The organism is Flavobacterium zepuense (genome assembly GCF_007097145.1).
In the GTDB taxonomy this organism is placed as follows: Bacteria; Bacteroidota; Bacteroidia; order Flavobacteriales; family Flavobacteriaceae; genus Flavobacterium; species Flavobacterium zepuense.
Genome location: NZ_VJVZ01000005.1, coordinates 109,450 through 129,149, shown reverse-complemented (window position 1 = coordinate 129,149; position 19,700 = coordinate 109,450). Strand labels below are relative to the sequence as shown.

The 19,700-nt window shown below is 41.2% G+C and carries 14 protein-coding genes; 8 read left to right on the top strand and 6 right to left on the bottom strand.

The window, feature by feature from the left end:
* The first annotated feature begins 15 nt into the window (after positions 1-15).
* Both FMM05_RS09380 and FMM05_RS09375 read left to right on the top strand, forming a co-directional pair.
* A complete protein-coding gene (locus FMM05_RS09380) occupies positions 16-852 on the top strand; it encodes an SDR family NAD(P)-dependent oxidoreductase (RefSeq protein ID WP_143373112.1) in 837 nt (278 codons plus the stop codon).
* Positions 853-1,198: 346 nt separating this feature from the next.
* A complete protein-coding gene (locus FMM05_RS09375) occupies positions 1,199-4,561 on the top strand; it encodes a fibronectin type III domain-containing protein (protein ID WP_143373111.1) in 3,363 nt (1,120 codons plus the stop codon).
* Between the two features lie 120 nt (positions 4,562-4,681).
* Here FMM05_RS09375 and FMM05_RS09370 read toward each other — a convergent pair whose 3' ends face one another.
* Positions 4,682-5,665: an SMP-30/gluconolactonase/LRE family protein gene (locus tag FMM05_RS09370; protein WP_143373110.1), complete on the bottom strand. Its 984-nt coding sequence runs from the start codon at positions 5,663-5,665 to the stop codon at positions 4,682-4,684.
* A gap of 188 nt (positions 5,666-5,853) precedes the next feature.
* Between FMM05_RS09370 and FMM05_RS09365 the strand changes: the two genes are divergently transcribed.
* The 3 genes from FMM05_RS09365 to FMM05_RS09355 all read left to right on the top strand — a co-directional run bounded on the left by FMM05_RS09365 (position 5,854) and on the right by FMM05_RS09355 (position 8,380).
* Positions 5,854-6,471 carry a porin family protein gene (locus FMM05_RS09365; RefSeq protein ID WP_143373109.1) on the top strand — a complete coding sequence of 206 codons (618 nt, stop codon included), beginning with the start codon at positions 5,854-5,856 and terminating at the stop codon, positions 6,469-6,471.
* Positions 6,472-7,013: 542 nt separating this feature from the next.
* The gene (locus tag FMM05_RS09360) at positions 7,014-8,012 is read left to right on the top strand and encodes a T9SS type A sorting domain-containing protein (RefSeq protein ID WP_143373108.1); all 999 of its coding nucleotides are present in this window, start codon (positions 7,014-7,016) and stop codon (positions 8,010-8,012) included.
* A gap of 146 nt (positions 8,013-8,158) precedes the next feature.
* Complete coding sequence (locus tag FMM05_RS09355; RefSeq protein ID WP_143373107.1) at positions 8,159-8,380, top strand: hypothetical protein; 222 nt, start codon at positions 8,159-8,161, stop codon at positions 8,378-8,380.
* 229 nt (positions 8,381-8,609) lie between these two features.
* Here FMM05_RS09355 and FMM05_RS09350 read toward each other — a convergent pair whose 3' ends face one another.
* The 4 genes from FMM05_RS09350 to FMM05_RS09335 form a co-directional block, all read right to left on the bottom strand.
* A complete protein-coding gene (locus tag FMM05_RS09350; protein WP_143373106.1) occupies positions 8,610-9,494 on the bottom strand; it encodes a bifunctional 5,10-methylenetetrahydrofolate dehydrogenase/5,10-methenyltetrahydrofolate cyclohydrolase in 885 nt (294 codons plus the stop codon).
* 158 nt (positions 9,495-9,652) lie between these two features.
* A complete protein-coding gene (gene ffh, locus FMM05_RS09345; RefSeq protein WP_143373105.1) occupies positions 9,653-10,993 on the bottom strand; it encodes a signal recognition particle protein in 1,341 nt (446 codons plus the stop codon).
* A 573-nt stretch (positions 10,994-11,566) separates the two neighbouring features.
* Complete coding sequence (locus FMM05_RS09340) at positions 11,567-12,940, bottom strand: LamG domain-containing protein (protein ID WP_143373104.1); 1,374 nt, start codon at positions 12,938-12,940, stop codon at positions 11,567-11,569.
* A gap of 524 nt (positions 12,941-13,464) precedes the next feature.
* Positions 13,465-13,932, bottom strand: coding sequence for a hypothetical protein (locus FMM05_RS09335; RefSeq protein ID WP_185965546.1), 468 nt, complete (start codon positions 13,930-13,932; stop codon positions 13,465-13,467).
* A gap of 270 nt (positions 13,933-14,202) precedes the next feature.
* On the opposite strand from FMM05_RS09335, the gene FMM05_RS09330 reads away from it, so the two are divergent.
* From FMM05_RS09330 to FMM05_RS09320, 3 genes are read left to right on the top strand one after another with little or no spacing between them, the layout of a single operon-like run.
* On the top strand, positions 14,203-14,724 hold the full coding sequence (locus tag FMM05_RS09330) for an RNA polymerase sigma factor (RefSeq protein ID WP_143373103.1): 522 nt from the start codon (positions 14,203-14,205) through the stop codon (positions 14,722-14,724).
* A 46-nt stretch (positions 14,725-14,770) separates the two neighbouring features.
* On the top strand, positions 14,771-15,673 hold the full coding sequence (locus FMM05_RS09325) for a FecR family protein (protein ID WP_143373102.1): 903 nt from the start codon (positions 14,771-14,773) through the stop codon (positions 15,671-15,673).
* On the top strand, positions 15,670-18,216 hold the full coding sequence (locus tag FMM05_RS09320; protein WP_143373101.1) for a TonB-dependent receptor plug domain-containing protein: 2,547 nt from the start codon (positions 15,670-15,672) through the stop codon (positions 18,214-18,216). Before FMM05_RS09325 ends, FMM05_RS09320 begins: the two co-directional genes overlap by 4 nt.
* Positions 18,217-18,300: 84 nt before the next feature.
* Here the strand turns inward: FMM05_RS09320 and FMM05_RS09315 are convergent, their stop codons facing one another.
* Complete coding sequence (locus tag FMM05_RS09315) at positions 18,301-19,695, bottom strand: peptide-N-glycosidase F-related protein (RefSeq protein WP_143373100.1); 1,395 nt, start codon at positions 19,693-19,695, stop codon at positions 18,301-18,303.
* Between the last annotated feature and the right edge of the window lie 5 nt (positions 19,696-19,700).

Sequence of the window (19,700 nt, the reverse complement as noted above, 5' to 3'; positions counted from 1 at the left end):
AAATTTTCAACTATCATGAGTGCAAATAAAACATGGTTTATTACCGGAGCCTCTAAAGGTTTTGGTTTAGAGTTTATTAAACAATTATTGGCAAAAGGCGATAATGTTGCCGCTACATCGCGCAGCATAACCGACCTTGAAAAGGCCGCCGGAACCCATAACAACCTGCTTTCATTAGAAGTTAACCTTACCGATGAACAAAGCGTAGCTAAGGCCATAGAGGCTACTGTTGCAAAATTTGGCAGGCTGGATGTAGTGGTTAACAATGCGGGCTACGGACTTATAGGTGCCATTGAAGAACTTAGCGATGCCGAAGCACGCCAAAACTTTGAAGTTAACGTGTTTGGATCGCTTAACGTTATCCGTCATGCGTTGCCACATTTACGTGAGCAAAAGTCGGGACACATTTTTAACATCTCATCTATTGGTGGGTTTACAGGTAACTTCCCAGGCTTTGGCATCTACTGCTCTACTAAATTTGCCGTTGCCGGGTTCTCAGAGTCGCTTGCCGCAGAAACCAAAGACTTAGGGATTAAGGTAACCGTGGTGTTACCGGGCTATTTCAGGACCAGTTTCCTTGATGCAGGTTCTATAGCAACGCCTAAAAACCCTATAGATGCTTACCAGTCTACACGCGATTCGCAAAAAGCACATGAAGAGCAAATAAATGGTAACCAGGCTGGCGACCCTGTTAAAGGTGTAGCCGAGATCATTAAGGCAGCCGATGCACCTGATGCTCCATTATACTTCTTTTTAGGTAGCGATGCGGTTGCTTTGGCCAACCAAAAAATAGCGTTCCTAAACAATGAGATAGATACGTGGAAAGCCTCAAGCACATCTACCGATTTCTAACTTAAACTAACCTGAATACCCAAAAAGCCCTATGCGTTATGCATGGGGCTTTTTTATTTCCCGGGCTCGAAAAATACATTTCTTAAATTCATGTAGTATAAACACCTTTTTGTAAGAAAAATAATGTTTATAAATTCATAAAATTAAATTAACACCAATTTCATATATCCTTATAAAGATCAACTACTTAAATAAAGGGTGTCGCCAATATTATTTAAAAACGTCACTTTTTATTCAACACAATATCAGCACATTATAAACATTTAGCACAATTTTTTATGTAATGTTGCCGTCTTGTTATTAATCGATTAATAACTCTATTGAACCATTTTTAAATTATTGTTACATGAAAAAATTTACTCAACTGCTTTTTGTCCTCCTTTTAGCAATCGTAAAGGTTACTGCACAGGAGTGCGGCCCCACAGATCCGCCGTATTACCTCGACTTTGAATCGGGATTATTTGTACCCAATTGTACTATTGCTTCATCAGATGGCTTTCCTAATTTTTGGCAAAACGGTAGCAACCCGGTAGAGGGTTTTTCCGGCAACGCCCTAAAATATACAAGCAGCCCTATGGCGGCAAACTCATGGTTTTTTACCCGTGGTATTAACCTTACAGCAGGTTCATACTATAAAATAACCTACAAATATGCCAATAGCGGCACCGGCACTACAGAGAGTTTTGTGGCCACTTACGGTACCGCAGCAACTTCGGCAGCGGCAACTACGTATGCTACGGTAAGCAACCTTAACGATGGTGTTATACACAATGCAACTACCAATCTTTTTAGCGTAGGCACTACCGGTGTATACTATTTTGGCTTTAACGCTACCAGCGCGGCAAGCCAGGGCAACATTTATATAGACGATTTTAAAATTGAACCTTGGACATGTAACGAGCCCCAAAACATTACTGTAAGTAACATTACGCAAACAGGTGCTACGGTTACCTGGGCAGACGCGGCAGAAAATAACAGTTTCGGCTATTTTTGTATTGCCAACACTACTAACGAAGTCCCTACGGGTGGGCCATACGTTACAGGCCTTACTACAAACCTTGAAGACCTGTTACCGGGAACTACGTATTATGTATTTGTAAAAAGCCAGTGCGGGCCGCTTACAGGCGAATGGGCAGAGTCGGTTAGTTTTACCACACCTCCCGCCTGTGACACAGTTACGATACCCTACACTTTAGATTTTGAAGATGTAACTGCTCCGGCATTACCTACATGTTCTACACTTGTAAATGCAGGATTGGGTAATAACTGGGTAACTGCTAACAATCCCGGTAACGGATTTACCAATAACGCGTTGCAATATACCGGTACTACCTCAGCAGCAAATGCCTGGTTTTTTACGAAAGGCGTTCAGTTAACAGCAGGTGCTTATTACAGAATAAGCTACAAATACGGTAATAATAGTGCCGATACTACAGAGAGCCTTAAATTTACTTTAGGCAGCAGCCCAACCGTAGCGGCTGCTACTAATGTACTAAGCGACCACCCCGCTGTAACCGGAGGTACCGCAGCCAATTTTGTTGGGCAAACAGCCTTTTCTATTGGCGAAACAGGCATTTACTATTTTGGTGTTAACGCATACAGCGCTACAGGCCAGGGCAATATTTACGTAGATGATATTATAATTGAACCGTGGACGTGCAGCGACCCTCAAAATATTGCGGTTACCAATGCAGGTACTACAACCGCTACTGTTAGCTGGACGGCGCAGGGCAACCCCGTAGTGGGCTACCTGTATGCTTATAATACTACTAATGAAACACCTGCCGATCAGGCTTTTGCTGCCGGTACAAGTGTAAACCTTACCAACCTTACACCCGGCACTACATACTACTTTTTTATAAAAGGTATTTGCGGCCCCGTAATGGGCGACTGGAGCGATAGCATTGCCTTTACAACGGGCACCTGCGATGCAACTACGATTCCGTATACGCAGAATTTTGAATCGGCTACAGTGCCCGCACTACCTGCTTGTACATCGGTAGCGCCGGTTACAGAGAGCGGACAATGGGCTACAGCAGCTGCACCGGGCAATGGATTTGATAACAACGCTTTACAATATATAGGTACCTCAGCAGCTGCAAATGCATGGTTCTTTACACAAGGCATACAACTTGCGGCAAACACCTATTATAAAATAAGCTATAAGTATGGCAACAACAGCGCCACCACTACCGAAGGCCTACAGGTTACATTAGGCACAACGCCTAACCCTGCATCGGTAACATCGGCTATAGCTACATTAGAAGCCATTACCGGTGGAACATCGGCAGTATTTGGCTCTGCTAATCCTTTCTCGGTTGCAACCGCAGGTATCTATTACTTTGGCTTTCATGCCAACAGCGCAGCATCTCAAGGTAATTTATTAGTTGATAACATTGTAATTGAAGAGTGGACGTGCAGCGACCCCCAAAACCTATCAGTTACCAATATTGATACTGATAGCGCAACGGTATCGTGGGTTGCCAACGGAAGTCCGGTTGTAGGCTACCTGTACGCATACAACACCACAGGAGCACTTCCTGAAACAGAAAGCTTTGTGGCGGCACCGCTTATTGGCCTTAACAGCCTTACTCCCGGTACAACCTATTACTTTTATGTAAAAGGCATTTGCGGCCCGGTAACAGGCGCGTGGTCGGCTATGGTTAGCTTTACCACACCGGCTTGCGAGGCTACCACGGTACCTTACTTCCAAAATTTTGATGCAGCTACCGTACCGGCAATACCGGCATGTACTACAATAGTTACGGCAGAAACTGGCAATAACTGGATTACTTCGGCAGCTCCGGGCAACGGCTTTACAACAAACGCATTACACTACCAGCCAAGTGACGAAGTTGCCAATGCTTGGTTCTTTACACAGGGTGTACAGTTAACGGCAGGTACTTTATATAAAATATCATACAGCTACGGCAATGATAGTGCAGGTACTACAGAGAATTTAAAAGTAGCCATAGCCAGCAGCCCTAACCAGGCGTATGTTATTGGCGATGCCCCAATTGCCGAACATGTAGTTACAGGCGGTACATTAGTAACTAACGAGATCAATTACTATAATGTAGCAGTAAGCGGCGTTTATTACTTTGGTTTTAACGCTCATAGCGGCTCAGAACAAGGCAGCTTATATGTAGATAATATTGCTATAGAAGAAAGTATTTGTGGCGTTACGTCTAACGTAACCGTTACCGGTATTACCACAACAACGGCTACCGTAACCTGGGAGGTTCCGACGACGGGTAACTCTCCGGTAAACGTTTACCAATATTATGTTGGCACAACAAACACCCCTCCTACTGCGGGTGAATTTATCCCTGCACTAATCGTAAACCTTGATGAGCTTTTACCGGACACGACGTATTATGTGTTTACACGTTCATCTTGCGGCCCTATGTGGAGTGACTGGACCATTACCGAATTTACGACTGAGGAAGAGCCTACAAGCGGTATAGGAGATGTTACTTTTAAAGGATTTTCAGCCTACCCCAACCCAGCTACACACAGCATAAAAATTGACAATTCGGCCAGTATTGATAGTGTTGAACTATTTAACGTTACAGGCCAGCTGGTACTACGCCAGGCTGTTAACGGAACCAATACCGAAATTAACCTTGAGAACCTTGCATCGGGTGCGTACCTGCTTAGCGTACACGCCGAAGGTGCAACCAAAAGGGTTAAAATAATTAAGCAATAACACCGGTATCTTAGTAGTAGAAGTTAAAAGTGTTATGTTTTCTGTTCCCTCGTTGTGGTGGGAGCAAAATAAACCCCGGAGTTTCGCTCCGGGGTTTTGTATTATAAAGAATGTGAACTCTTATTTAAGCAACTGTATGCGGCAAACATAATGATGGGCTGTTATGTACAAATAGCCATCGGCACCAAAAGCACAGTTAGAGGTTGGCACACCGGTTTCTATTTTACCCAGCACCTTTCCTTTTGGCGAAATAACTACGATACCCTGAGCTGCACCTGCATAAATATTTCCCGCAGCATCAATCTTCATACCATCGGCGGCAGCCTTGTTAAGCCCCGACCCTGCTTTGCTGAAATCAAAAAATATACTGCCCTTCCCTACCGTACCATCTTTCTTAACCGGATAAGACATAATATAAGGCGCAGAACCGTCGGACTGGCATACATATAACATACTTTCATCAGGCGATAGCGCAATGCCGTTAGGGCGCTTTAAATTGGCTTCTATCATAACAACCTTGCCATCAGGAGCAACACTATACACACCATTTTGCTCAATTTGCCTGTTGACAGTATCGCCTTCGCGGCCGGGCAGCCCGTACGGCGGATCGGTAAAAAAGTAAGTGCCGTTGCTGTGCTGGCAAATATCGTTAGGCGAATTAAAAGGTTTGCCTTGATAGCGGTCGGCAATACTAAGTTTTCCGCCAAGGGTCATATTCATTTTAGAGATACGGCGGTCGCCATGCTCGCAGGCCACCAGTTCGCCATCTTTGTTAATCAGGAGTCCGTTACTGCCCGGTTCATCGCTATACTGTCCAAGGCCTGTGTAACCCGACGGTTTTAGAAAAGGCTTTACCCCCTCTTTAGGCTCCCACTTAAAAATGGTATTTTGTGGGGCATCGCTAAATAGTAGGTAATTGCCGTTTTTAACCCAGGCAGGGCCCTCAGCCCAAACAAGGCCTGTAACAATAACTTCTATTTTTGCATTGGGGCTAAGTATTTTATCAAAAGAAGCATCGTAGCTTTTAACCATGCCAATAGTTGGATACACCTGTGCATTAGCCGAAATAGTAATCAGGGTAATAAGTAATGCGATTTTTTTCATTGTGGATATTTAAATAGATTTTTTTGGAGGCGGGAAGGTACTAAAATTCTGCGAAAGCACCTTTAGGCAACTTAACTGCTTAGTGACACTAAAACATAGTAATAAGATAAAAAACACCTAATAATGGGTATATATAACAATACATGTAAATAACTACTTTTGCCGCTCAACAATAAAACAATTTACACATGAAAAAAATTATTCTATCAGCCGCAATGTTGTTGGCAATTGGTTTTACAGCAAAAGCACAAGAAACTAAACTTGGCGTAAAGGCTGGTGTAAACTTTGCAAATTTTACAGGCGATGTTGAGGGCTCAAAATCACGTACCGGATTTAATGCCGGTTTTGTAGCTGAGTTTAAACTTTCTGAAAATTTCTCTATCCAGCCGGAATTATTGTATTCACAACAGGGAACAAGGTTTGAAGAGTCAGGCTCAGTATCCGGAATATCGTACAGGCTTGAAGAAAAAGGCAAGTTTGATTATTTAGCATTACCCGTTGTTGCTAAATATTATATTATAGAAGGGCTTAGCCTTCATGCCGGCCCTCAGGTAAGCTACCTTTTAAAGGCAGATGTTGAAAGTACAGGTTCTGCGAGCACGGGTGAAAGTTATAGTGAAACTCTTGATCTTAAAGATTATTCTAACAAGGTAGATTTTGCACTTGTAGGTGGTGCAGGATACGACCTGCCTATTGGAGTATTTTTTGAAGCCCGTTATGTAGCAGGTATAAGCAAAATAGGAAAAGATGGCGATAGCAAAGTTAGAAACGGCGTGTTTCAGCTATCTGTTGGTTACAAATTCTAAATTTTGGCCATAACAATTATCAAAGTCCTTTCTTTACCGGAAGGACTTTTTTTTATAGCCACCACATCCTTAAAGCCGGTAAACATTAATGTTATACCTATGATAATTAAATAGTTACATTTTAAATACCTATAAATTTTAAGAAATAATTCCGTAATTTATACTGCGGTTTATGGCATTATTTTATTAATTATTTAAAGATCTACTGCATTATATAAAATAACCTCACAAAACTATCAATTTCAGCATCTTACAATTATTAGTATTTCTTATCGCAAATTTTTAGTGTTAATAAATTTAGTATTTTTATAAAACCAACTATTAAAAACCTACTACTTATGACACCGCAAAATCTACCCGATTTATTTGCGAAAGCACCTCCGTTTACTTCCATAACTATTTATTTCCTGCCACTATTGCCTTAGCATGATTTTTTAGCTTAACAGGCTAACTATGCTTTGTATTTTTTGCTGTTTAATTATGGCCGGGGATATCTATGCTTTGTAACCAATCACCTTTTATAAACCTTAATTTTTATTCTCATGAAAAAAATTTACTTTTCTGTGATAGTCGCGGCACTATCATCTGTTACGGCCTTTGGCCAGTGTATTTACAACGGCGACCTGGAAAGCGGTATTGCCGGATGGAACTTTAAAAAAAGATCGCAGTCTTTTAGTATTATCGGTTGTGCTGTAGATACCGAAGATCCTTCTTTTGGCACTACTGTACTTTCTAACGTTCCCAATGATTTTGTGTATCCGCATGGTACCATTGTTAGCGAGGGGTTAGACCCTTACCTGGTAACCTGCTCGCCACCTGCATTTGTACAAAGGGTGTACGAAAAAAAATTCGCTATTAAACTTAACGTTAACGATGGTAATGCCGACATTACTTCTATGTGGCAGTACTTTGCATCACAATCGGGTTTTGTGAGCTTTAATTTTGCGTTTTCGGGGCAAAACTCACATCAGGGTGACCCTGATACCGAACCGTTCTTTACGGCGCGCATTTTAGACCTTGCCAACAACGTAATTGCATCCTACTGCCTTAAACTTGATAATACCGACCCAATTTTTGCCCTTACAAACGACTCTACAACAGGGGGAGAAATTTTATATACCGACTGGCATTGCCAAACCCTTATTGTTCCTAAAGATTACATAGGCAAAGAACTTAAACTGGAGTTTGTAGTAACCGATTGCGGTGCCAGCAAAGACTTTGGTACCGTATACCTGGACAATATTAACTGCGAGAAATTTTGTGAGCGCACGGGTAAATTTGGCATGATAGATAAAGAGCAGGAAGAGGCAGAAAGCGGCCTTGCTTTAAGCATTTTCCCTAACCCGGTTAATGATATCCTTACCATTGCAGGCGCTAACCAGGGTCAAACTTTTGTGCTGACCGATATTTTTGGCAAACAGCTAATGCAGGCTAACAACACACAGGGCGCAACTGAGTTCACCATGAACCTATCGGCACTGGCACCGGGAGTTTATTTCCTTAATACGGGTACCACCGTAGAGAAAATAGTTAAGAAATAACCGTAAACTCTTGCACTAAGAGAGGCTACTCCACTTTTTAATTACTTTGAAGCCCTTCCGCTAAAACGGAAGGGCTTTTTTTATGTATAACACCAGTAAACACCATTATCTTATTAGTTTACAATTATTTACATTACCTTTAAAAGATGATAAAAATAACTAAAGACACTGATATAGAAGCCGGCAATACTATATACAACCCTACTGAGAACGTACGCTACCAGGTTGATGCCTATGTGTATGACGCCGACTCTAAAACCGAGGTGGCCCACCTTAAGCCCAAGCTGCCTCTTGGCCTCTCTAAAAAGGCGTTTACCCTTACTATTGAAAGTATGGTAAAACTGGGCTATAAGATTGATAATGATTAAACAGTTTTGATTGTATATGAAAGCCTTGCTTGAAGAGGATTTTTTGTTTGGAGATGATTTTAGATGCTTTTGCTGGCGCGAGCGTCTCGCTCGTGAATATTAATTAGCGGCACGAGCCAAGAGGCTCGCGTTAGCGAGGGCTACTTAGAAAAAAGGTTTCGAAAAGATGGAATAACAAAAAATCCCGACTGCTTTCACAGTCGGGATTTGTATTTATATCAGGATAAGCTTATTGTTTCGCTTTTCTCATTTCGCGGGCAAGGAGGGTATTTTTAAGCAGCATGGCAATCGTCATAGGCCCAACACCACCGGGAACCGGGGTAATGAATGATGCTTTTTTGCTCACGTTCTCAAAATCAACGTCGCCTGTAATGCGGTAACCTTTTTCGGTTGTGTCATCGGCAACACGGGTAATACCCACATCTATCACCACAACATCATCCTTAACCATTTCGGCTTTAAGGTAATTAGGTACACCAAGGGCAGTGATAATAATATCGGCCTGGGTAGTTATCTGGCTAATATTCTTTGTGTGGCTGTGTGTAAGCGTAACGGTACTGTTACCGGGAAAACCCTTGCGGCCCATTAATATGCTCATAGGGCGGCCCACAATGTGGCTACGGCCTATAACTACGGTATGTTTACCAGCAGTTTCTACATTATAACGTTCTAAAAGCTCTAAGATGCCAAAGGGTGTAGCCGGTATAAACGTTGTCATATCCAGCGCCATTTTACCAAAGTTCTCCGGGTGAAAACCATCCACATCCTTACTTGGATCTATAGCCATTAGTACTTTTTGCTCATCTATTTGTTTAGGCAATGGCAGCTGAACTATAAAACCATCAATATCATCATTTTGGTTTAGCTCTTCGATTTTTTGAAGCAGCTCCAGCTCCGATATTGTGCTTGGCAGTTTTATAAGCGTACTCTCAAAACCTATACGCTCACAGGCTTTTACTTTGCTGCCCACATAGGTAAGGCTTGCGCCATCGTTACCCACAATAACCGCGGCAAGGTGAGGCACCTTTTCGCCATTGGCCTTCATTTTATTTACGATCTCGGCAAGTTCGACTTTAATGTCTTCCGAGACTTTTTTTCCGTCTAATAACTTCATCTTTCGTTTCAGGTTTAAAGTTTCAGGTTTCAGGTTACCCCAAGTACGTGAAAAACTTTATGTTAGTAGTTTTTATATTATAAACTATTAGTTATAAATGGTTAAGGGACAGAGTGAACAACTTGAAACCTGAAACCTTAAACAAATAAAACTAAAATTTACGGTTTCATCCCTTTCATGCCACCCATCATCCTCATAAGGTTTTTGCCTGCGCCACCCTGCATCATCTTCATCATTTTACTCATTTGGTCAAACTGCTTAAGCAACTGGTTAACCTGCTGGATTGATGTACCGCTACCTTTTGCTATCCTTGTTTTACGTTTAGCATCAAGCACGGCCGGTTTGCTACGCTCTGCAGGCGTCATAGAGTGTATTATAGCCTCAATATGCTTAAAGGCATCATCTTCTATCTCTACATCTTTTAACGCTTTACCTGCGCCAGGTATCATGCCTACAAGGTCTTTCATGTTACCCATTTTTTTAACCTGCTGTATCTGGCTAAGAAAATCATCAAAACCAAATTCGTTCTTGGCAATCTTCTTTTGTAGTTTGCGCGCCTCTTCTTCGTCATACTGCTCCTGTGCACGTTCTACTAACGATACCACGTCGCCCATACCAAGAATACGCTCTGCCATACGTGCCGGATAGAAAACATCTATAGCTTCCATCTTTTCGCCCGTACCCACAAATTTAATTGGCTTGTTTACAACCGATTTAATGGTAATAGCGGCACCACCACGGGTATCACCATCAAGTTTGGTAAGTATAACACCGTCAAAATCAAGCCTGTCGTTAAACGCTTTAGCAGTATTAACAGCATCCTGACCTGTCATGGCATCTACAACAAACAGGGTTTCCTGCGGCTCAATAGCTTTATGAACGTTAGCGATCTCGTTCATCATTTCCTCATCTACCGCTAAACGGCCGGCGGTATCTACAATAACCACGTTAAAGCCGTTAGCCTTGGCGTGCTTAATAGCATTCTGGGCAATTTCTACCGGGTTGCGGTTGCCTTCTTCGCTATATACCTCTACACCTATCTGACCACCCACTACGTGCAGCTGATTTATAGCCGCTGGGCGGTAAATATCACATGCTACCAATAATGGCTTTTTATTCTTTTTAGTTTTAAGGTAATTGGCAAGCTTACCGGAGAAGGTTGTTTTACCCGATCCCTGTAAACCCGACATTAGTATTACCGTTGGGGTACCGCTTAGGTTTATGCCGGCAGCATCGCCACCCATAAGCTCTGTAAGTTCGTCTTTAACGATCTTAACCATAAGTTGGCCCGGCTGCAGGGTTGTAAGTACATTTTCGCCTATGGCCTTATCCCTAACGCGGGTAGTAAAGTCTTTAGCAATCTTAAAGTTAACGTCGGCATCAAGTAAAGCGCGGCGCACCTCTTTAAGGGTGTCGGCAACGTTTACATCGGTTATCTTTCCGTGCCCTTTAAGGATGTGAAAAGCCTTATCTAATTTATCGCTTAAATTATCAAACATAATTTATGGTTTCTTTTTTATAGAGGTGCAAATTTAAGAATTTGATTTTGAAGTTAGAGGGTTAGCCCTATAAAAAAATCAGCTCCCGTTAAGGAGCTAATTTAAACCTATATAATACTATAAAAAAGGTCCGGTTAAAAAATGCAATATAATTGGCCATTATAAACATTTCCCGGGTTACCCATTTTTACAATAAACATGTAAAGCCTTATAAACCCTACTTTACAGAGTGATTTTATTTGTAAAAATTTTGTACAAAAAAACCGGCCAGATGAGGGACCGGTAATTTATAACACACATTTAAGCATTCTAACCAATAATGCTTAACACATAAAGAAAAACATTTTTAAAAACCGGCCAGATGAGGGACCGGTTTTTAGGAAAACTTGAATATTTAAAAAAAACACAACTATACTTTAGTGTACTGATGACTATATTTCTAAGGTCATTTATTATTAGTCGGAGGAAAATAAAAAGGTTGCGTGGGAAATGTAAAAAATTTAAAAAATAAAAACCGGCTTGGGAAAGAGCCGGTTTTCTGGGAAAAAAACTTGAATATTTAAAAAAACACAACTATTCTAAACACGTATTGCAGTCGCCTTCCAGCTCAAAGAGGGTTTGCACCTCTGTAGCCGAGAGTACCTTTTTATACACCCTAAGGTCATCCAGGTACCCCGTAAAGTCCTGCCCAATAAAATATGCCAAAGCATCAGTTCCTATAGCACCGTTAATAAGTGCCTCTGTATTTTGTAAAATACCGTCGCGGTACAATTTAGCCTCGTAATTAACATTAAGGGTAATAACAAGATGGTGCCAGTTGGTAGTATCCTGCCATAAATCAGGGTCCTGGTTCCAGTTATCATCCCATATTTGGTTGTACTGGGGAGCATTTGGGGTTAAGCCAAACATTGGTGTATTACCATCATATACCGCTAAATAAAATCCTGCCGCATTGTTATTGCTTTTCGAGAACAGAGCTTCAAAATCGCCGCCTACAGTATTTTGCATCCTGAACCAAAGGCTTATGCTTAACTCATCACCATCTACTAATGCATTTGCTGCGGTAGATGCTATCTGAAGTGATTGGCTTCCGTTAAACGAAATGGCGCATTTAGCATTGTTATTCCTGTCAGCTACAAAAGTAGTATCGGCCGGAGCGGTAACGGCAGCGCCTTTAAGGTCGTACACATTATTGCTAAACGGCATATATATTACAAGGTCTTGTGTAAGCACTCCGGGGTTTTGGCACCCAACAGGTTCAGTTGGTTCGTTGCTACAGTTAGTTACGCCATTTACAATAGCCTGCTCTAACTCTGTATTGCTGTTTACCGTAATCATTTGCTGGCCATTTAAAGTAAGCGTAATAGGGTAACTTATTGCATAATATTCGTTAGCCGAAAGGTTAAGCAGTATGTTATACAGCTCGGCATCAGTGGTAAGCTCGTAGGTGTTTTCCATCTGGAAACCACTGTTGTAGCCAAATACCGTTATGGGGAAGTTAATAGCCACACAATTGCTGCTAATATATTGCGGGTTAAAGTTACAGGCATTTAATATGGTATTGTATTCCTGCTCACTGCCAACCTCAAACTCACTGTAGTTTGCATACACTACCGTAATAGGATAAACATAAGTAAGCTGATCTATATCATCATTACTTTGGTTAAAAACGGCTTCAACAGCAGCATAATCATTTTCAGATGACACCGTAATTTGCTGCCCGTTAGCAACCACGCCAACCGGAAGTTTAATATTAAAGCAGGCCGTGCTGTCTATTACGTTAATTTCGGTAGATTCATTTGCTGTAAGGGCTGTTAAAATAGCGGTAAGCTGCGATGTGGGCCCAAGAGCATCGTTATTATTCTCGGTAACCGAATCGTCCTGGCAGGCAATCGTAATAAATGATGCGAGCAGGATGTAAATCGCTATTTTAATATAACTCTTCATTGTTTGATATGATGATTGATGCTATAATAACAAACCACTTTTAAAATACCCTACCTTAAAATAAAAAATAAAAAAAAGCCGACTCGTAAAGCCGGCTTAAATGCATGTAGGGGAGTTTTCTTTTTCAAAATATTGTTATCCCATAGCAGGGGAATATCTTTCATTCTGTTTATTAAAACAGTTATGTATTAAAAAACCCTACCTTAATTTTTAATTTGGTAAGTATATATAATTTTACACTCGGCCATTTATTTTTTCCCATTCGTGGTCAACGTTGGATAATGAGGCTGTCAAATGTAAAGCTATTTTAAATGCCGATGACTACAATACTGCTTACAATGCTCATGGCAAATATGGTGGAATGGTAAAGATAAAAGGTAAGTTAGTTCCAAGTTCAAGGCTAAAACTAATCGAGGAAATTACCTCATTTGAGTTAATACAATAAATTTACACCCAGTAACATATCTGCATAAACAAAAACCGCCTTATCAGCGGTTTGAATGTAAAATAGTATATAGTTACCTTTAATTTTTTGTAAACGTAAGATAATCAGTGCCGCCGTTACCACCGCTAACATCTATAAGTTTAAGGGTATTGCCGTTGCGCTCCAGTATATCCCAATCATCGCTTAACTCAGTAAATTCAGCGGGGTTTGCAAAAGCAATATTAAAATCTACGTCATGGCTGCTGCTATCGTCATCATCGCTGCTGTCATCACTATGTGTTACACTCCATGTTCCGTTTATCGTTGTGGTTCCGTCTGCAGCCCTAAGGGCGCCATTTTCAGAAAACGTAAAATTATATCCGGCAAAATGGGTAGTTTCATCGTTACCTTCTTCAATAAACGATGTGATTTTCCATGAGCCCGATTGCATGGCATCTTCAACAGCTGTAATGTTTGTGTTATCAACTTCAGATGTTTTATCGTCGTCTGAACATGATAATGTTGCAAAGCAAACCAGGCCTGCTACTAATAAATTTAATTTTTTCATGATGTTAAGTTAGGTTTTTGTTTTTTTAATTGGCATTTGAATACCGTATTTTCCTGATGCAAAAAAAACAATATTAAATTGTATTTTTATTATAATTGAGCAAAGATATGTTATGATTTAGTATTTAGCGAAAACGGTTTAGTATTTTAACAAAACACCCCTTAAATCTAAATATAAAATCAGCGTTTTATCAAACTTCATTAAAATAAATAGCTTTGAAGCTTTGCAATCAAAAAAATTTATAATTTAACAGCCTTTTTACAAGCCATAATGAAGAAGGATATCCCTACAGGCATTTGCGAAGAACTTACGTTCGCTAATTTTTTCAGGAGCCATGCAAAATCCCTCCGCAATTACCTGTACTATAAGTTTGGTAACGAAGAGCAGGCCGAAGATGTTACCCAGGAGGCTTTTATAAAGCTATGGGAAAACTGTGCCAGCGTACCGCCGGAAAAAGCCAAATCGTTTTTATATACCGTAGCAAACAACACCACCCTTAACCAGATAGCCCACCAAAAGGTGGTGCTGGAGTACAGCAAAAAAGGCAACCACAGCCATACCGACAGCCAAAGCCCGGAGTTTATTATGGAGGAGGAACAGTTTAAGGTAAGGCTTCAAAATGCTATTGCGGGCTTAAGTGAGGCACAGCGCAGCGCTTTTCTTTTACATCGTATAGACGGCAAGAAATACCATGAAATTGCCGAGATATTAGGCATTAGCGTTAAGGCGGTAGAGAAACGTATACATGGTGCCCTGCAGGAACTTAGAAAACAAATTGACAACATTAGGTAGGGTATTTAAAAACATAACTGTTATAAGGTTATAAAACAGGTTACTAATGAAAGATGATGTTACGTTAGCAAGGTGGCTAAACAATGAGATGGATGAGAATGAGCTGAAGGAGTTTGAGCAATCACCTGGTTATGCCACATATAGTAAGATAAAAGAATTCTCGGCACAGCTAACAGTGCCACAGGCAGATATGGATTCTCTTTATCAAAAAATAGAGGCCCGCAAAAACCGCGATACCGTTAAGGTACGTCAGCTAAACCCGTGGATGCCGCGCATTGCTGCAATGCTGGTTTTAGCGCTGGGCGCTGCTTACTTTTTTATAAGTACGCATGTTACAACTCACTTTGCACACAATGCACAAAGGGAAACCTTTTTGCTGCCCGATAACTCTGAGGTTGTTTTAAACTCAGGCACTGAGGCGGAATACAAAGAATGGAACTGGGCTGCCAATCGCAGGATAGAACTTAAAGGCGAGGCTTATTTTAAGGTTGCCAAAGGCGAAACTTTTGATGTGGTTACCCCTAATGGTACCATTACCGTGGTAGGCACACAATTTAATGTAAAAGCCCGCAACGGCCGCCTGGATGTTACCTGCTATGAAGGCAAAGTAAAGGTTACAACCGCCAATAAGGAGGAAATTATACTAACGCCCGGCATGACTGTAGGTTTTGCAAATGGCAAAAACCTGCAATTACCTAACGAAGAAGGCGATGCACCGGGATGGCTGGAGTATGAAACATCATTCTCTAAAGTTAACCTGCCGGATGTTATTGAAGAATTGGAGCGCCAGTATAACAAAACTATTACATTTAAAGGCATAACGCCTAAAAGCCCATACTCCGGTACGCTGCCTATGAATGATATTGAAACTGCACTGGAAACAGTAGAAACTATTTATCATTTAAAAGCAACACAAACCGGCGACACTATTATATTAACCGCTGAATGACGTTTGAAACCCGGCATTATTTTTTAGCTTTCTTATTTTTTTTTTTCGCCTCCCGATGCTTTGGGCAGGACGAACTGAAAAGTATTGAGCTTAAGAAAATAATGGCGGGTATAGAAAAGCAGCATAATGTAAAGTTCAGCTATTCTGAAAATGATGTTGCAGGGCACTCTATCTTTCCGCCCAATGTAAACCTTCCGCTTAAGGCAAAACTGGTTTACCTTAGCAACCGCACCCTTTTAAATTTTAAAGAAAAAGACCGCTACATTATAGTTTTTACCAATTTGGTTAAACCTAAGGACAGGCACGTTTGTGCTTATGTTACCGACGAGTTTGGCCAGCCTATAGACAATGCCGTTATAGTATACAACGGCGAAAAAAAAATTGTAACCGCTATTGATGGTTATTTTGAACTCCCCCCCGCTTTTAAAGATTCGGTTTATGTAACACACATAGGTTATGATGAAGCCCATGTAAAACCTACCGGAGCACCGGATGACGACTGCCTGCACATTACCCTTAAAATTACCGTTACACAGTTGCAGGAGGTAGTTGCTGAACGTTATATTGCAACAGGTATCTCTAAGAAAAAAGACGGTAGCTATGCAATAAAGCCACGAAAATTCGGCATCCTACCGGGGCTTATAGAACCCGATGTACTACAGGCCATGCAACAGCTCCCCGGCATTAACAGTACCGATGAAACCGTGAGCAACATTAATGTTCGCGGCGGCACGCACGACCAGAACCTTTTTATGTGGAACGGCATCCGCCTGTTCCAGACCGGACACTTTTTTGGCCTGATATCGGCGTTAAGCCCTAACCTGGCGCACGATATTAAGATCTCTAAAAACGGCACATCTGCCTTTTATGGCGAAAGCGTATCGAGCGCGGTAGATATTTCTTCCCGCCCTAAAGATATTGGCAGTGGTACTACAAGCATAGGCAGTAATATGATTAGTGCCGACTTTTACACTAAAATAAAAGCATCAGAGAAAGCTAATTTTGAGGTTTCGGCACGGCGTTCGTTTACCGATGCATTAGACTTTCCTACCTACAGCAAATACTCTAAGCGTATTTTTCAGAATACCGTTGTAACCGGCCTGGATAACAGTACCGATGTAAATTATAAAAGTGATAAAGAATTTTATTTTTATGATTTTACTACCCAGTACCACCAAAAAATTGGCACCAAACACGATCTTTATACCGATGTTATTGGCATAGGCAATAAGCTTGATTTTACACAGGGCACCATTACAGCCACCAATGTGGTTACCCAAATGAGTACCCTAAATCAGCTTACTTTAGGTGGTACAGTTACCTGGCGCACCCAATGGAACGAAAACCACAGTACCGAAGCCGGCATCTATGCGTCGTACTATAAAGTAGATGGCAAAAATGCATCGATAGAATATAATCAGGTAACACTCCAGGAAAACAATATATTAGATACCGGTTTAAGGGTATCTGATAATTTGAAGCTAAATCAAAACTTTACCCTGCACAGCGGTTACCAGTTTAATGAGATTGGCAACGAAAATACAGATAAGGTTAACCAGCCTGATTACAGCCGGAATGTAAAAGAAGTACTGCGCACTCACGCCATAATTGGCGAAGTGGAGTTTACCCCTACCCAAAGCCGCTTATATGCCCGTGCAGGCCTTCGCGCCAATTATATTGAGGATTTTACTATGCTTTACTTTGAGCCCCGTGTGGTAGTAAATTACACTTTTAACGACAAATGGAAACTGGAACTGCTTGGCGAGCGCAAAAGCCAGACAGCAGCTCAAATAGTAAATTTACAGGGCGACTTTTTAGGCATAGAAAAGCGCCGCTGGGTACTGGCTAATGATAAGGATATACCGGTGCAAAAAAGCAGCCAGGCCTCTGTGGGAGCAACTTTTAAAGACAGAGGGTGGCTTGTAACCGTTGATAATTTTTATAAAAAGGTTGATGGTATTACCACCTTTGGCCAGGCGTTTCAGGATCAGCTGGAGTTAGTACAGGCACCGGGAAATTATACCGTTTACGGCACCGAATTTTTAGTGCAAAAGCAGTTTAAACATATTTATATGTGGCTTAGCTATTCATGGAACAACAACAACTACCGTTTTGAGGGTGTTGAGCCGTATAGATTCCCGAGTAGTTTTGAGCTGAGCCACGTTGTAAACAGCGCGGTTATTTATGAATGGGACCATCTAAAAATTGCATTAGGTTCTAAATTTTATACCGGTAAACCGTATACCGCCCCGCTAATAAACAGCCCCACCTTTAGCAATGCAGGTACACCATCGGTTGTGTACACCTATCCTAACTCAGAAAATATCGCTAACTTTTTCCAGGCAAACTTTTCGGCATCCTATACCTGGCAATTACCTAAAAAAGTAAGCATGCAGTTAGGTGTGGCTGTACAGAATGTATTTAACAGGCAAAACATAATTAATCGCTACTACCGTATAAACACTACAGGCGATGGCGTAGAAGTAGTTAATACCTACTCGCTGGAACGTACCCCGAACGCATTGATCAAGTTTAGTTTTTAGCGCAATCAAATAATACATTGTAAACTATAAACATAAAAAAATCCGCCACGATGGGCGGATTTTCTATATCTAAGAAACTATATATTAGTTTTTAACCACTTTTTTTGTAGCAGTCTGGCCATTAGCAAATGCTACATTAACCATGTAAACACCACTTTTTAAAGATGAAAGGTTTACTTTATCGGTAGTACCGTTCCAAACAGTTTGCCCTAATGTGTTAATTAGCGAAACTGATCTTACTTCCTGTCCGTTAGCCGTGATAGTAGCAACATCAGTAACCGGGTTAGGCGCTATGCTAAAGTTAACAACATCAACTTTCTTTGTAGATAAGTTGGTCTCTTCATAACCTTGTAAATATACCGACATTGGGAAATAACCCTGATCACCCACAAACTGCGCAGCAGGCACATCAATTTTAAAGCTGTGTTCGCCAGCTTCAAGATCGCCAAGCTCTATTACCCTTGTAGGTATCTTATCGCCCGGGCACCAGTTGTTCCAGCTCCATGCAGAATTGGTATCAGGCCTTGGAGGCGATGGGTTTTGAGAACAGTCATAATAAATACAGCTTGGCTGCGTATTATACTCAAAGAAAGGCACACACGATACACCACCCGGCCTGTAGCTGCTTACCTGCTCATCGTCAAGGTAAATATAATGCCACCTTCTTATATATTCTTCTCCACCACTGTTAGATCCGTGGTTAGATGTTATAAGATAAAATTTAGCATTTGGTACAGCCTCCTCAAGCGTAAAAGTAACTGTTTTAGTAGTTTCTCCTTCTACATCTGTGTTAGTTGGGTACGCGTATTTTTTTAGCTCATAGTTGGTAATAAGCGGTGTAAAATAATTTTGCCCTTGTACGATATCACTATCCGTTGTAGATTCAAATTCTAATGAACCCATGTATACGTCGTTCCTGCCTGCACAGCCCGGTATTTCAACCGCTGCACCACCCTGACCGGGACCACCCTGATAGCCATAAACTTCAAGCTCTACCCAAAAATCGTATTCTGAACTAACAGTAGTATCATGAAATAACTGTGTAAGGTTATCTACATCATAAACATACGGCACAGAATCCGGATCGGTAACGGTCATATCCATAAAAGGAGTAATAAAACGGCCAATTTCTATCCTTGTAATATTTGCATCGTTGTATCCGTAAGATGTAGCTCCGGCAGGTACAAGCACAAGGTTTACTTTACCTATCCTGTCATAGTTATCGCACAGTGGATGTAACGTAACGGTCATGGTAAGCTGGTTACCAAACGAATTTAGTTGCTCTGCCGTTAGCTTTTTAGCATACGATGAGTTGCTGTGGCGTATGGCACCATCCGGTATAGGCTCGTTTACGGTAGCCTCATACATACCATAATAAATAGCCTGATCAAATAGATTTAAGGTGTAAGGTTCCTGTGCATGTGCTTTAAAACCAAGCATTGAAGCGCACAAAGAAAACAGTAGTAGTGTTTTTTTCATAAAAA